The organism is Flavobacterium galactosi (assembly GCF_048158585.1).
In the GTDB taxonomy this organism is placed as follows: Bacteria; Bacteroidota; Bacteroidia; order Flavobacteriales; family Flavobacteriaceae; genus Flavobacterium; species Flavobacterium galactosi.
In genome coordinates, this window is the sequence record NZ_JBLNKV010000012.1 from 1 (window position 1) to 14,909 (window position 14,909).

The 14,909-nt window shown below is 33.9% G+C and carries 11 protein-coding genes; 4 read left to right on the top strand and 7 right to left on the bottom strand.

The features are described from left to right. The 5 genes from ACM55M_RS17255 to ACM55M_RS17275 all read right to left on the bottom strand — a co-directional run. Window positions 1-1,818 (bottom strand): SprB repeat-containing protein (locus ACM55M_RS17255; RefSeq protein ID WP_416858917.1); only part of this gene is annotated, 1,818 nt, incomplete at its 3' end. A 1,078-nt stretch (window positions 1,819-2,896) separates the two neighbouring features. After that, window positions 2,897-3,319, bottom strand: coding sequence for a DUF6943 family protein (locus tag ACM55M_RS17260; RefSeq protein WP_416858918.1), 423 nt, complete (start codon window positions 3,317-3,319; stop codon window positions 2,897-2,899). A 1,029-nt stretch (window positions 3,320-4,348) separates the two neighbouring features. Next, the gene (locus ACM55M_RS17265) at window positions 4,349-4,564 is read right to left on the bottom strand and encodes a PA2169 family four-helix-bundle protein (RefSeq protein ID WP_416858919.1); all 216 of its coding nucleotides are present in this window, start codon (window positions 4,562-4,564) and stop codon (window positions 4,349-4,351) included. Window positions 4,565-4,601: 37 nt separating this feature from the next. Continuing rightward, complete coding sequence (locus ACM55M_RS17270; RefSeq protein WP_416858920.1) at window positions 4,602-4,802, bottom strand: DUF2383 domain-containing protein; 201 nt, start codon at window positions 4,800-4,802, stop codon at window positions 4,602-4,604. Between the two features lie 321 nt (window positions 4,803-5,123). Further along, entirely contained in the window at window positions 5,124-6,704 is a 1,581-nt protein-coding gene (locus tag ACM55M_RS17275; protein ID WP_416858921.1) for an FAD-dependent oxidoreductase, read from the bottom strand. A 329-nt stretch (window positions 6,705-7,033) separates the two neighbouring features. Here ACM55M_RS17275 and ACM55M_RS17280 point away from each other — a divergent pair, with 329 nt between their 5' ends. Beyond that, entirely contained in the window at window positions 7,034-7,882 is an 849-nt protein-coding gene (locus ACM55M_RS17280) for an SDR family oxidoreductase (protein ID WP_416858922.1), read from the top strand. Window positions 7,883-8,368: 486 nt separating this feature from the next. Next, entirely contained in the window at window positions 8,369-8,527 is a 159-nt protein-coding gene (locus ACM55M_RS17285) for a lmo0937 family membrane protein (protein ID WP_416858923.1), read from the top strand. 392 nt (window positions 8,528-8,919) lie between these two features. Here ACM55M_RS17285 and ACM55M_RS17290 read toward each other — a convergent pair whose 3' ends face one another. After that, on the bottom strand, window positions 8,920-11,136 hold the full coding sequence (locus ACM55M_RS17290) for a glycosyltransferase (protein WP_416858924.1): 2,217 nt from the start codon (window positions 11,134-11,136) through the stop codon (window positions 8,920-8,922). A gap of 570 nt (window positions 11,137-11,706) precedes the next feature. Then, window positions 11,707-12,159, bottom strand: coding sequence for a YbhB/YbcL family Raf kinase inhibitor-like protein (locus ACM55M_RS17295; protein WP_416858925.1), 453 nt, complete (start codon window positions 12,157-12,159; stop codon window positions 11,707-11,709). Window positions 12,160-13,110: 951 nt separating this feature from the next. On the opposite strand from ACM55M_RS17295, the gene ACM55M_RS17300 reads away from it, so the two are divergent. Continuing rightward, window positions 13,111-13,620, top strand: coding sequence for a hypothetical protein (locus tag ACM55M_RS17300; RefSeq protein ID WP_416858926.1), 510 nt, complete (start codon window positions 13,111-13,113; stop codon window positions 13,618-13,620). A 559-nt stretch (window positions 13,621-14,179) separates the two neighbouring features. Beyond that, window positions 14,180-14,383 carry a hypothetical protein gene (locus tag ACM55M_RS17305; RefSeq protein ID WP_416858927.1) on the top strand — a complete coding sequence of 68 codons (204 nt, stop codon included), beginning with the start codon at window positions 14,180-14,182 and terminating at the stop codon, window positions 14,381-14,383. Window positions 14,384-14,909 lie beyond the last annotated feature (526 nt).

Here is a 14,909-nt window from a genome sequence, read left to right on the forward strand (position 1 = left end):
AACAATCCAAGTGTAGGTACCGGCGGTAAGGCCAGTGTATACTTTTGGAGAGGTTTGAGCCAAGAATCCTGCGCCATTGAAGTTCACCATATAAGGGCCGGTTCCACCGCTGAATGTCACCGTTACGGAACCATCGGTTCCACCGTTACATTTCACGTCGGCATGGGCATCGGTGGCTACAATAAGTGTCGGTTGGGTGAGTGTAACCGTACCTTTCAAGATACAGTTATTCGCATCTTTTACCGCCCATAGATAACTTCCGGTGGTAAGTCCACTAAATACATTGGATGATTGGTAAGTTAATCCGTCATTTTTTGAATACGTCAGCGTGCCTGTTCCCCCTGAAGCTGTGATAGTGATAGAACCATCGGTTCCGCCATTACATTTAGGATTTACTAGAGCCGTTGATGATACCACTATAGGTGGTGGTTCAGCCAGAACTACAGAACCGGTTGATATACACCCTTTAGAATTTTTTACTTCCCAATGATAAGTACCTGCTTTAACATTACTAAGATCCTCCGTGATTGCTGTAAAATTATTTGGACCTGTCCATGAATAAGTATAAGGAGCAAGACCTCCCGTTACAGTAAGATTTATTGAACCAAATCCTCCATTGCAAGCTGGACTAGTAGCAACTGCCACTGCTTTTGGATTTGAGTCAACTGTAAATTGGATAGGAGCTCCTGGAAAATCTTTCAATTCGGATTGTTGTGAATTTCCAGAAGATCTCGTTCTAATAAATAATGTGCTGAGTGAAAAGCAAGGATCTTTTGCAGCGGTGAACACTTGACTGAGATTGATAGCACCCTCAGCCCATTGATTCACACCATAATCACCTCCCACACCGGTACCATTGGGATCGCTACCATATACATCAAAGGGTACATGGGTAGGTGAGGTATTATTAGTAATGAAAATTCGGCCAAGAAACTCTGAGTTGGGATGAATTACATATTCATAACCACCTCCTGCTATAGCTGTCCATACTCGAATTACTGCATTTGCATCACCCCCTCCATTGGTAAACTCGATAGTGATCAGGATGTCTCCGACTGTACGACCACCATCAGTACCTAAAGAAGTAAAGCTTCCGCTACCTCCCGTGATATTTCCAGTAGCGTCAGTCGTTGCACCAGTTATAGTCAATGATTTCTGTAAAAATTCGAAATCAATATAACTACTACCAGTAGTAACCTGACGATCACCGGCAAATAAACACCATAAATCCGTTGCTAATCCTCCCAAAGCCGGATCACCATAACTAAAATGAGCACCCGCATTTTCGATTTCATTTTTGTTGGGTGAATTCCCTGGACCCCAAGTATAAGTATTGGGATTGTCATTAATTTTATTGGATTGAGTAAAAATACTTAAATCGTTTATATACCTATCCTGCAGAAAAAAAGTTTGGCCCGGATAAAGTAGCTCCCCTGTGAATGGGTTAATCACACCGTGACCGTCAATGCCAGGATGCTGCGAGTCAAACAAGTCACCTACATTTTCATATCCGGCAGGTGAATGAGCATAAGCATCGCCATCAACTCCAGAACCGCTTTTAGGCGATATTACAGGTACAATACCTCTAATAGACCCCTGTGCGTTAGTATTACTTGTCATTAAAATTGTCACCAATAAAAGTGACACAGTAAGCCATTGATGCCAATAATGACACCATAATCTCGACAGGTAATCTTTAGAATTTCTCTTATTAAATTTTATTAAATTTAATTTAGAAATAGTGTTTTTCGTTAAAAAGCAACATATTATTTTGTTGTATAAGAAATCGAAAAACTTGAAAAATGTATTCTTTTTCATAATAATAGTATTTTAACACCATACATTTGATTTAATAGGAAGTTTACAGATTGAGGGTAAATACACATCTTCAGATAAAATCATGAAGTCAACCATCATCAAAAGAATATTTTTATCAGGACAATAAAAATATCTTTATCAGTTACCAAAATCGATTTGTAAAAATTTATTAGATTAATTTCAAAACGATTAAATTAAAATAGGTAAAAAGGTTATTACTGGAAGGTTACACATTGGGGAAATGTATCTAACCGCTATTAAATCTTCTTCAATTTAAATAATTGAAGCGAACCCTCAAACTTAGGGATATAAAATGTGGGGAACCAAATCTATCTCCTAATACGAACCTAAGTCGTCTAAAAAACAACTTAATACTTTTCTTGCCAAAGTTAGGTATTACATCATAAAAGAAAAAAAAGACAGATCTAAACAAGACAACATTCCATTATTCTCGACAAAGAACATACTTCGCTAAGAAAAGCTTTATAGTAATAAAATATTAACAATAAATTAGTGGTTAATTATTTGATTATTAATTAATTAGTAATTTTATTACATAGATTATGTTAATGATAAAATTATGTTAATGGTAATAAATCATTATTACACTTTAATCATTTTATTGGATTTATATTGATTTTTAGATGACAAATTTTCGGAATTATTGATAATCTTAAATTATTAAAAATGATTCTTTTTTTTTTAAGTTTTCGAAATATCATAAGAATTAATAATTTTAACACGTTGGGTGCGGAAAGCACTTGAATGGTCGGTATTCAGAATATATTGTGTTAGTTCGGAATAAACATGTTGTGGTTCATTGTTGGATTCCATGCTTGATGTTGACAAAGGAAAAATAACAAATGAAATTTTTCATGAAGTTTCGGTGCAAATTCCAATAACATTGATCATCTAATTCCAATTTATAATGACCATTGAATTCTATTGTATTTTATTACTAATAATTCAATCGCAATATTTTGATTTTCAGCGCGATAAAATTGTGTTTAAAAATGTGTTGGTTGTGATCCAATTACATTCATGCTCATTTCATAATGTTGGTTTTAAGGTTTTAAAATTATTTCTTGCAGTAACGATGTAAAATAACCGTTCTCATATCGTTTATTAAGTTGATGTTTTGATGAAATTGCTCTTCTTTGAGTTCTAATAACCTCAAGGACTGTACATCTTTCCGATGGCTTTCAAAATCTAACAGCATTTCATTGACTTTTGTGGAGAAATTTCCTTTGAAATACTGTATTCTTAAAAATGGAATTACCGAACCACACAAAAACTGGTGCCAGAATTTTGCTTTCCAAAGACTATAGGCTAGCCAATAAACCGTTTCGGCATCTTCTTCGTTTTGAAATAGGATGACAAAGCTATTGGTAAACGGTACTTTTTGAGGCTTGCCACTGTTCATCCCTTTGTTGAGTATGAAGATTTGGTTTGCTTTGTAAACTGCATTTTTTTGGTGCGTTTTAATGATGAAATTCGGCATGGTGTATTGGTGTTAAAGATTCGACCTTAATTTTTTGAAAAGAAAAAAGAGAAAAAAAGAAAGCCGTTTTAACAGCAGAAATGACGAACGAAAATGGAGGAAGGAACGACCGACTGAAAGTGAGGAATGGATGCTATGTTTGCTGCGTTTTTTTTCTCTTTCTTTTCAGGAAATTGCACGATTGTTCTTGTGAAGTTCTTTTTTGAATGTTCTTATGGAAACTGCTATTAACACTCCCAAGCACCGCAGAAAATGATGATTGTAGCGATAACGGAAATTATTATTATTCGAGGAGCGCAGTGGCGGGGTTGCGGCAATCGAACAGCCACCTGAAGCCGAGAATTGCAGCTGGCGAGGAACGAGACGCAAAATGGAGGAGTAAGAGCGTGAAACGGCGGGGAGAAATAAAAGAGAGCCAGAGACGTTCCTTGATTTAGGGCAAAGTGCTAACGGAGCCAACCTCGATGGCTCTGCGAAGGAGCAACCGCTGAAAAAACAAGGGGCGACAGACACAATACGGCTGGAATGTAGTGTAGTGTAGGCTGCGGAACGAAACGGAATGAAGCGGTATTGTAGATGTAGTAGCCCTGCCGAACGTAGGGTAGAGAACGTGTGAAGATGAGGAACGAAGCGGCGCAATAAAAATAGCTGCTTATTTTCAAGCTGCTATTTTTATTGTGCTGCGTAGTGTCTGCTGAATGGAGGGAGGAGGCTTTTACTGCTGACGACTGACTGGAGCAGCCGAACGGAACGAAGGGAACGACCGAAGAGAGACCGCTTGATTGCCCGTGATGTTTGTAAGGTAAATGTTTTATATTTTTATCTATTCTTAATTTTAATTTTTGCATTTCTTCGCTTACTTTCCTTTGGATAACTTTACCATAACTTTCCGGAGTGATTATACTATTGGAATGGCCTAATAATACTGAAACGATTTCCATTGGAACATCATGATATTAAAAATAATAGTGGCAGGAGATAAACACATCTCTTGCCACCAACAAACCTTATTTTATAAAATTAATAATGCTAGGACGTAATATCTCGTAAGTTTTTTACCTTGTCATGATCCGCTTTTATTAATCTATATTGTGCTTCTAGCATTTCACGTTGTTCAGAAGTTAGATCTTCAATATCATCTTTTAATGCTTTTTCATAGGTATTTACAGCAACATCCTCACCATACTCGCATGAATTGAGTATTGCTTTACGATCCTTGCCGGTTAATGCGGCTTTAACATCCATCCAAACTCTAAAAAACTTACCTGTTGTTCTCGTTCCTTCAATTGGTTCTCCCCCCCAATTTTTGGACTTCGCTAACTAATTCCATCTTACAATTTTGACTGGTTTTCATTAGTTGAGAGAATAAAGCTTTTAAATCGGATTCTTCAGTCTCTTCTAAAGCGGTTTTGTACCCTTCAATTCTGTCATTGTTTATTTCGATGAGTGTGTTTAATACGTCAATTGATTTTTCCTGATCCATTTTATTTGTTTTTAATTGTTTAAGAATAATTATTATTTACTAGAAAATTTTTAAATTTCAGATTCAAGTTCTATATTTTATTCAAATTGTTCCGTAGAATAATTCATCCTGTCCGGAAACCTTGCCACGTTTTTCTCACTCCGCACTGTTTGCAAAAAAAAACACCTCATTTATGGAGTTTCGACAGATTTGTGATCCATGGTGACAGCTCTTCCCCGATTGTCTATCAATTTTGTTTTTCTATTTCATTTTTTGCTATAGTAAAGGGAGTTTGTAAATCATTTGAAATATTTCTTAACTTTTAAGTTTTAGGTGCTTTGTTCATATTTTTTTTAAATCGGAAATTGAAGGTCCATTTATTACTTTACCTTCATTGGTAAAACGGGAGCCGTGCAAAGGACAATCGAATGTTTTTTCGTCGGCATTCCATTGTAGTATCCCTCCTAGATGCGGGCAAACCGCCGAGAAGGCATGAAGATTATTCTGCGGGTCCCTATATGCAGCGATTTTTTTTAATCCAACTGAAATAATTCCACCGTCACCCAGTTTTAAATCGTCTATTTTTTTTATATGTTCTGGAGTAATCCAGTCTCCGAATTGGGCTACCATGTTTCCAACTTCGTGTAGGTAATCAGCGGTAGTATTTAGGGTAATGCGTGATGGGCTGTATATTTTAATCCAAGGATTTTCTTTTCCGATAATTATGTCGGAGATAATCATTCCGCCAAGTGTCCCGTGTGTCATTCCATTACCAGAATGACCTGTTATAATGTAAATGTTTTCGTCAGCTGGATTCTTGCCAATATATGCCAATGAATCAATCGGTTCCAGTACCTGACCAGACCATTTGAATTCAATAGCCTCAATAGCTGGAAAACGTTTTTTTGTCCATTTTTCCAGTTTAGCATAACGCTCTTCCTCTTTAATCCTTTCATCATCTGCCTGTCCTGTGCGATGGTCTTCACCGCCAGCAATCAGCATGTCATATTGTTCATCAAGCTCTTCTAAACGAACATAATGATAGGGCTTTATGATCCATTTTGAGTTAGCATCACCAGTGTCCCACCACAGCGCATAAGGAAGTATTCCTTTAGGGACTTTGGCTGCTATCACATAGGTAAGATATGGCCATTGTTTAGTATGCATCATTACCCAGTCATTGATTGGAGCATTGGTTGCAACTACAATGTGATTTGCTTTTATTTTAAAACCGTTTGCAATAGCACCCACGGTCGTAATATTGGCTGCTTTTGTTTGTGTATAGATTTCTCCACCCAATTTTATAAAGGCGCTAGCTAATCCTTTAAGATAAAGAAGTATATGAAACTGGGCCTGATCAGCAAATTTGAGGCACCACTTTCCTTTTTCACCTACAACAGACGGAACAGAGTTTAGGAGCTCAGTATTAAGTCCGGCGCGTTTTGTAGCTTCATATTCTTTCTCTAAGGTTTCCTTCGTATCAGAAGGGTGTAAAAACAAATAGCCATACACTCTTTTAAAATGACAATTAATTTTATGATGTTTAACCGTATTTGCTATCCATTCAACAGCAGCCATATGACTAGTGGCTGCTAATTTTGCAGTTTGTACATCGAAAGTTTTTTCCAATTCAAAATAATGATTGTCAAGTGCACAGGTAATATGAGCAGTAGTTCTTCCAGTTTCGCCGCTTCCAATATATCCGTCCTCGACTAAAATTACTTTACGTCCTTCCTTTGCAAGACAGTAAGCGGTGGTCAGCCCTGCGATACCACCTCCTATAACTAAAATATCAGTATCAGTATTGTGGGTTAATTTCTCAAAAGTAAGTGGCTTTATTGCTGATGAAAACCAATAAGAAAGATTTTCTCCCGAGGTTTTAGTGCCATTTTCTGATTCAGAAGTATTTTCCGGAGTTTTCATTTGAGCCTTTTTTAGTGGTGGATTTCTCGTATGCTCATTTCAATTTCCTTTTCGTTTTTTGGGAAAATAAATTTACAAAATAAATTTACAAAATAAATTTACAAAATAAATTTAATAGAATAAACCGTTGAATGAAATAATTTTAAATAAAAAAAATAATTAAATTTTTGTTAATACATTGAAATTCAGTATATTTAAGGTGTAAAATGATCTGTACATGTGTAGGGGTAATTAATGTTGACGGAAAGCCAAAAATGATAAATAGTAAGGTTTTCGCATTGAGTTTGCCTCTTGCATTTTAGTTAACAACTATTTCAAATTATAATCTCATGGCTAAACCAAAGAAATTTCCGGAGCAAAGTCAAGATGCGCCCGGACTGGAGTTTAAAATGCGTCCGCAACCCGAAATTATAAATACAAATTATAAAGGAAGCGGAAAACTGGAAGGTAAAATTGCTCTGATTACAGGTGGTGACAGCGGGATAGGCAGGAGTGTTGCCGTGCATTTCGCTAGGGAAGGCGCAAACGTGATCATTATTTACTTTAATGAGGAAGTTGATGCGTTGAAAACTAAAGAACTGGTGGAAAGTGAAAACAGAGTATGTTATCTTATTAAGGGCGATTTGAAACAGGAGAAATTCTGTAAAAGCTGTATTGATAAAAGCATTAAAAAATTTGGAAGTCTTAATATTATTGTTAATAATGCTGCTTTTCAGATATCTAAAAATAGAATTGAGGAAATTACAAAAAAGCAATTATTTGAAACCTTTGAAACTAATATTTATTCCTTTTTCTTTATTGTAAAAGAAGCTATGCCCTATTTAAAAAAAGGGGACAGTATAATAAATACCACTTCTGTAACTGCCTATAGGGGCAGTGAACATCTTCTAGATTATTCGTGTACCAAAGGAGCAATTGTCACCTTCACACGTTCGCTGGCGACAATGCTCGCTAAAAAAGGAATACGGGTGAATGGTGTTGCTCCCGGACCAATTTGGACACCTCTAATCGTTTCCACTCATAAAAAAATTAGCGATTTTGGGCAGGATACTCCCATGGGGAGAGCTGGACAACCTTCGGAAGTGGGTCCTGCCTATGTTTTTTTGGCCAGTGCCGACAGCAGTTATATTACCGGCCAGATTATCCATATTAACGGAGGGGAGATAGTTGGCGGTTAAAATGGGATGTGACTTAGATAACTTTTTGCAAGTCATATATTAGATTTATCAATGGTAGAAATACATACTTAATTAGTACAGTTCTTACCGGAATAATTTGCAGTATAATTTCTAATAAAAAGCCTTTTTGTTTTAATTAAGTAATAATGAATAATTAAGTACTTTGTGTATATGAAATTTAATAATAATTTAAAAAAAAATAAATTATGATAAAAAAAATAATTAGAATTTAAAAAGTCACTTTTAGAGTTACTATGCCCAACGTTACTGTCGTAATAATATGGGCACAAATCGACATAAAAACCCTAAAGAAATGCCAAAGAATATAATAATGGCAAAAGAACAATTAGGGAGTATGCTGGGTACTAATTGTTGGTATTGAAGTTGAAGTATGAAAACCAGCCAATTTGCCTTATCAAGAAATGTTTTGATACCGTATGGTGTTATAAACTAAGAAAAGAATGGACTTTTAAAAAATAAATCAAAATGGGAAATTTACTCTATACAATTGCTGTAGTATTAATTATAATATGGGCAATCAGTTTTTTTGGTGGATTTGTTTCAGGTGGGTTAATACATATTTTATTGGTGATTGCTGTAATTGCAATTATCTTAAGGCTTATCCAAGGGAGACCACCTTTGTAAAATAATGTAGTAGAACAATGATTATTTTTAGTGATAATTAATTGATTTATCAATTTTTACATTGATTGCTATTTCAATAATAGTGCACAATATAAATGGTACTAATTGAACAAAGTAGTATTTTTTTGTCACTATCTTTTTGGTCACGGATGAAAAATCGCCCCATTTTTATATGGTTTCAACTTCGCTATTTCACTCTGCTAAAAAGTATTTATTTAAAAAGTATTCTCTGTTTTTTAGTCTTATTTTTACTTTGAAAATGGGAAATCTTATTAATAAAATCACTAACATTTGATTTAATCGTTCTTTAAATATAAAATGCCGCTCCGTATTTAACGGTTGCGGCATTAAAAAAAATCTAAAAAAGTCTTAATATTTTTTGCTATAACACATTATATAAATTGATTTTTTCTATTCATTTTCAAATAAGACTCCATTTGATTTTTAACACTTTTGGAATGTTTAGATCTTTTTTTGAATGCTTTTTTAACGGTCAGCCTTGCCATTAAATAACTTACTGTTGATTCTGCTCCTTGATTCAAATTGATGTAGGTGTCCTCCAGTCCATCATAGCATCCGCCGGTACACGGATTGTAAATAATTTGGGTTAAATGATTGTTCCCTAAAAACCAACTGAAAGCAATTTCCATTTTTTGTAAATAGTCCTCTTCTTTAAAGGCATCATAGAATTTGCTTAACGCCAAAATGGTATAGGCAACATCTATTGGCTGTTCGCTCCCTATTGGTGTTGAGACAGACTCTTTTTCTTTATATAACCATCCTTTATTAGAAATTACATTTATGCGATCATCTTTAAAAATTTTTGATAAAAGAAAGTCAAATGATGATTTGGCAGTTTCTTTATATACAAGATCTCCAGTTGCCAGCCAGGCACATAATAAGGCTTCTGGCAAAATGCTGTTTCCATAAGTAAGATAGCTCTCGAACCAAGTCCATTCTTTGTCAGATTCATGTCTATACATTTGAACCAACCGGTTGGCCAGTTCTTTTATTAAAGCTAAATTTTGGTCTGATTTATTTTTTATATTGCTATAATACACGCCTTTTATTACAAATGCCATCGCTCGTGTAGAATGAATTTTATTTACATTCACCAACGCAGTATCGATTACTGCCTTGGTCCCTTTCGCTATATCTTGGGGTATCAAATCACTTATTGAGATCAAATATCCCAGTGCCCATACTGCTCTTCCATTGGAATCGGCCAGATTGGTTGTAATATTTTGTTTTGTAAAAAGGCTGTGTTCATCCACATAATTTAAAAAATAGCCTTCGGTTTGTAGACAATACTTTATAAAATCCAAATATATTTGGATGTATCCTAAATCTGTTTCGTCTATCGTCAATTCATAATGTTGGCAAATTGCAACCAAAGCTCTTGCGTTATCATCTAACGTGTAGCCAGAATTTATATCTGGTTGGTTGATATTTGAAAACTGAATCATCCCAAAAGAAGTTGTTAATTTTTTTATGTGGTTCAAATTAATTTCAGGGATCTTATAATGCAATGTTAGTGTGTTTTCTGCTACTTTTCCGAACAATAAAGCGTGAGCAATTGCAGCATTCTCCCATACAGTTGGTGCTGTTTTATGCAATTCATTGGCAGTGATTTTCTTTCTCAACTGCTCGTCTTGCAGCAAATGGTTTACTACTTTGCCTAATTGCTGAACATTTCCAAAATCTACAATCATTCCAGAATCACCACACAATACTTCACAAGCATGCGGAATAGGAGTAGAGACAATAGGGCAGCCGCAACTCATAGCATAAGAAAAAGTGCCGCTGACAGCTTGGTTTGGAATTTTGGAAGTAAATAAATAAATATCAGTAAGCTGTAAATATTCCAATAGATCGGATAGGGACAAATAGCGATTTATAAATTGTACATGATTTTGAAGTTTTAAGTCTCCAATCTTTGCTTCCAACATCAGTCGATATTTTTCTCCCTCTTCTTTTGCAACAGAGGGGTGCGTTTTTCCAATAATTAGAAAGAGTACATCATTATTTACTTTGATAATACTGGGTAATGCATCCAGCGTAGTTTCAATGCTTTTTCCAGAACCAAGTAACCCAAAAGTAGAAAGTATATTTCTACCCGTTAATTTATATTTTTCCTTCAAAAGTGCTTGATCAGAGTGAGGAACTAAATGCGTACCATGTGAAATAATGGTAATTTTTTCTGGAGCGACCCCATAATCATTTATTAGAATTTTTGCGGATGAACTGGTCATTACAATAATAGAATGAACCGATTTGGTTATTTTTTTTACATTATCTTTTAATAATTCATTAGGATTGGGAAATATGGTATGGAAAACAATGATTACCGGTTTTAGAACAGCATTTAAAAAGGCTCTAAAATCGGCCTCGTTTTTTCTAAATAAACCAAATTCATGTTGAATCAATACGATCTGAATAGCTGTATTATCATTAATTTTGGCGGCTAAATTTTCGAAAGCATTTAAATGATCAGTATTCAGAATATATTGTATTGGTTCGGGATAAACATGTTGTTCATTTATGGATTCTAAGGGACAAATTTTTATCTTGAACGAACACTTGAATTTTTTATCCAATGCCTTAATCAAATCCTGAGAATAAGTCGCAATGCCACATTCGCGAGGAGGATAGGAAGTGATAAATAAAATTTCTGGTAAATTATCTGGATTATCAGTATTATATAAAGCATTTGGGTCAGATGAGTACTCCTATTTTGAATTTTTACAGATACTGTATTGAATTTTTGAGGTGTGATTCTATTTCTCATATTTTTTAGTATTTAGTATTAATTCTTTCAGTATTCCGGAGAAGCTAATAAATACACAACCTCTTGGTTCATGCTTCATAATAAATGTAAAAGTATCCAAATCATCCGTATCAGCTGGAAAACATAGATCATAGTTCCATCGTAGAGTTACCGTTTGTTTAAAAATGGCAAGCCCAAACATATTCTTGCTGTAATCCTTTATTTTCAGGTCATCCGTCTCTTTGCCATGTGCGGCAACCAAGGCTTCTTCCCTGCTTATGACGGTTGTTTGTGCATCCCTTCATTATTATACTTTTCTCTAAAGAAATAGCCTTATATCTTTTTGCAGCAAGAAGATTTTTCATGCATTTCGAGAATCGTTTTTGTCCACGGCATAGTACTTGAGTTTAATTTATTTTTTAAAGAGACCGATGAGCCCGCCGGAGGCAAGGATATGCAGATCCATTGCTTTGAGTAGTGAAATTTTATCAGCACCTATAGGCAGATTCAATCGGGTATTGAGTGCATAAACCTTGAAATTATAATGAGATGTACCTGAAGGCGTGCAAGGTCCTAAATACTTGTTTTCACCTTTTCCGTTTTTTCCTTGGACCCCTGGAGCACTGTTCTCTCCTATTATGTTAATTACAGGAATATTCCACATAATCCAATGATCAAAGGTGCCAGCGGGCGCATCGGGATAATCAACGATAAGCGCCAAAGATTTTGTACCATTTGGAATGGAGCTAATGAAAAGAGCTGGATTTACATTGGAACCAACGTATGTGTATTTACCTGGAATCAGTTTATTATTTGCAAAAGCAGGGCTTTCGATTGCTAGCGGTTTATTGAGGACAATTGCCATTCATGAAAGGTTTTAGTTCTTGTTTTTATCCAAATTTCTCTTCAGTCCCCAAAGCTCAGCTTGTGCTCTTTATCCTTATTGTTGGGGATGCTTTACATATAAAAGTTATTTTATTTACGATTAGTCGCCACCATTCAGTGATACCGCCCGGTTCTTACTTTCGTAAAGGCTTTTGATGCTTTGCCAAATTTTTACCTTTTGATGGACTCTGCTTTGAAAAAAATTAACAAATGACACCAGATTGATGATGATATCGGCGATCTTCATGTTGATTATTTGGGGACATAATATTTATAAAAAAGATTATATCACCTCACTAATTTCACCATTTTTATAAAAATCGCAATTCACAATAATTTTTTATTTACAATTAAACATCTTATTATGTGTTGGTTATGAATTAATAAAAGTAATAATAAATATAATATTAAAATAATAAATTATTATAAAAGTTTATTATGAGTTAGGCTCCCAGTTTTCCGCATAAGGCTTGACTAATCTGATAACTAAACTAGAAAGCATTGGTGAACTAATCGATAAATTAAATATTTCTGCAAGTATCAGATACTAAAAACGGGAGAGGCATGTATTCTAATCTTTACTCTTATCTTTTCATAAAACGCTCAGGGAATTTTTTTCAGGGCCAAGAAAATCATTAGACATACATCCGCAGATGTTAGATTGATTTCCTTTGCCATAATCTATTAAAACAGTACCTATAAATATTGGTTTTAAATTTTGAAGTTTTAAGAGCCATTTTAAGGCTTTTTACGGATTGTTTTCTTTCAAGAACAATCAAGTGGCTTTTTTAAGATAGAATTTTAATTGTAGTTTAAATCCCATATATTTACTTTAAAAAATAGTAAAATAAAATTCGTTTTGGAGGTTTTATCCTGCGCTTCGTGAGAACTGACATTAGTAGTAAACTGCTTTCGAAATTTAAAAAACATAATGGAAAAATACTTACGACAATTAATTTCAATAGAATTTGACGACAAAAAAGCAATCTTTGGTGGTTTTCTTATTGATTGGACTGAAGATTGGATTTTACTAAAAAATAATCCTTTTGATTTTGTAATTGATGGCTATACGGTATTAAAAAACGAAAATGTAAAGTCAATTATTCAAGACAAGGATCATGAATTCACAGAGCGCGTAATTAAATTGAAAGGTTTAAAAACAAGTGCAGAGGAGACAGTTCCACTTAAAGATTTGTCCTCAATTATAACATTTCTAGTAAATAAGTATGAGATTTTTCAGCTAGCAAAAAAGTCAGATAAAGCTGTTTATCTCGGTAAACTCATAGAGCTAAATGAAAAAGAACTGGTAATAGATTTTTTTGGAACCGAAGGGAAATTTGAGGGTGAAATGAGTTTTAAACAAAACAAAATAAGAGTTATAGAATTTGATACAGATTACATCAATTCTTTGAAACTAATTGTTGACGAAGAAAAACTATGAAAAGGGAAAACATTAGGCCTTTAAAAAAGAAGGCCTTTTTAAAGGGCCTCCGATTGTAGATTTTGATTTACCATTTATCAACTCATTCTTTTCAGTATGAAATGACTATTTGAATCAGCTTTTCTTTTCAGATAGTTTTACTCAAGTGATTAATCAAAACCACACTCAAAGATATAATTTTATTTTCCCATAGTAACTGTAAATCATCGGTTTAACGAATCATTAACTCTGATTTATAGAAACCTTAAATTATTGTTGCTTTTTATTTCTGTCATTCTTTTTTCAATATTACTTTGGTTATTTTTTTCAAAAATATAATAATGTTTAAAATAGAAAACAATTCCTGTAGGATATAAAAAATTGGTTCGTGCTGAAAAGAGTTTTAAAAATAGAATTATCTTTTTTTATTGCAAATTTTTCAAGATAAATATTTTTGCTTCATAAAGTTTAAATGCTATATTTCTCTTTGTCAATTGTTTAACATTGTTATTTATCTTTACACTAACAATAATGTTTAACAAAAAACCACAAATAAGATGAAAAAGATGATTTTTTATGTATGATGATGTTATCATTAATTGTGATCCGACCACAATTATTGCAGCTGAAAAAAAATCCAGTTAGAGTAACAAACGATCCAAAAGAAATGCCTGAAAAGGTTAAAATCATGCTTGCCCGCTTAGATGAAATAAAAATGAACGACAAATCATCTTTGAAACGTTCAGAGAAAAAAGAAGTTCGAAAAGAAGTTCTTCCTAATTAACGCTCAATTAAAAACTGCTAGACACGGTATCTACCTATCTGTTGTTGCTATTATAATTATTATTCTTTTATTGATTCTTTTAGTATAATTAGATTTCGAAATAAAAAAAGGAATCATTTTTATTTTATAGTAATAAAGATTGTACAAAGTGGGATTAAAGCGTCTCAAAAATGGAGTTTTTGATAATCTTAGTTCTAATTTATAGGCGCAGAAACCACGACTAATGTTTTTGAAAATATTATAATGGTTAAGGTTAAGCGTCTGAATTTGTCACACCAAATTTGCATGTAAAATTAACAATTAAAAAAAGATGCGACTATATAAATACTCTTTTTGTGCAGTATTTACAATTACTGCTTGAGACGTAGTTGTATTTCTTTTTGACTTTAATTTTCTTTAGGTTGTCTATTGGAAAAACCGGTCAAATTGACCACCACTTTCCAGTGTAAATTGACCACCAGTTCCGGAGCAAACTGACCACCATTTTCCAATTCAAATTGACCACCTAATTTCGGGGTAAATTGAT

Coding starts and splice junctions, on each gene's coding strand:
- ACM55M_RS17285 (WP_416858923.1), top strand. CDS start 8,369: ATGGGAAATTTACTCTATACAATTGCTGTAGTATTAATTATAATATGG.
- ACM55M_RS17305 (WP_416858927.1), top strand. CDS start 14,180: ATGATGATGTTATCATTAATTGTGATCCGACCACAATTATTGCAGCTG.
- ACM55M_RS17275 (WP_416858921.1), bottom strand. CDS start 6,704: ATGAAAACTCCGGAAAATACTTCTGAATCAGAAAATGGCACTAAAACC.
- ACM55M_RS17270 (WP_416858920.1), bottom strand. CDS start 4,802: ATGGATCAGGAAAAATCAATTGACGTATTAAACACACTCATCGAAATA.
- ACM55M_RS17280 (WP_416858922.1), top strand. CDS start 7,034: ATGGCTAAACCAAAGAAATTTCCGGAGCAAAGTCAAGATGCGCCCGGA.
- ACM55M_RS17295 (WP_416858925.1), bottom strand. CDS start 12,159: ATGGCAATTGTCCTCAATAAACCGCTAGCAATCGAAAGCCCTGCTTTT.
- ACM55M_RS17260 (WP_416858918.1), bottom strand. CDS start 3,319: ATGCCGAATTTCATCATTAAAACGCACCAAAAAAATGCAGTTTACAAA.
- ACM55M_RS17300 (WP_416858926.1), top strand. CDS start 13,111: ATGGAAAAATACTTACGACAATTAATTTCAATAGAATTTGACGACAAA.
- ACM55M_RS17265 (WP_416858919.1), bottom strand. CDS start 4,564: ATGGATGTTAAAGCCGCATTAACCGGCAAGGATCGTAAAGCAATACTC.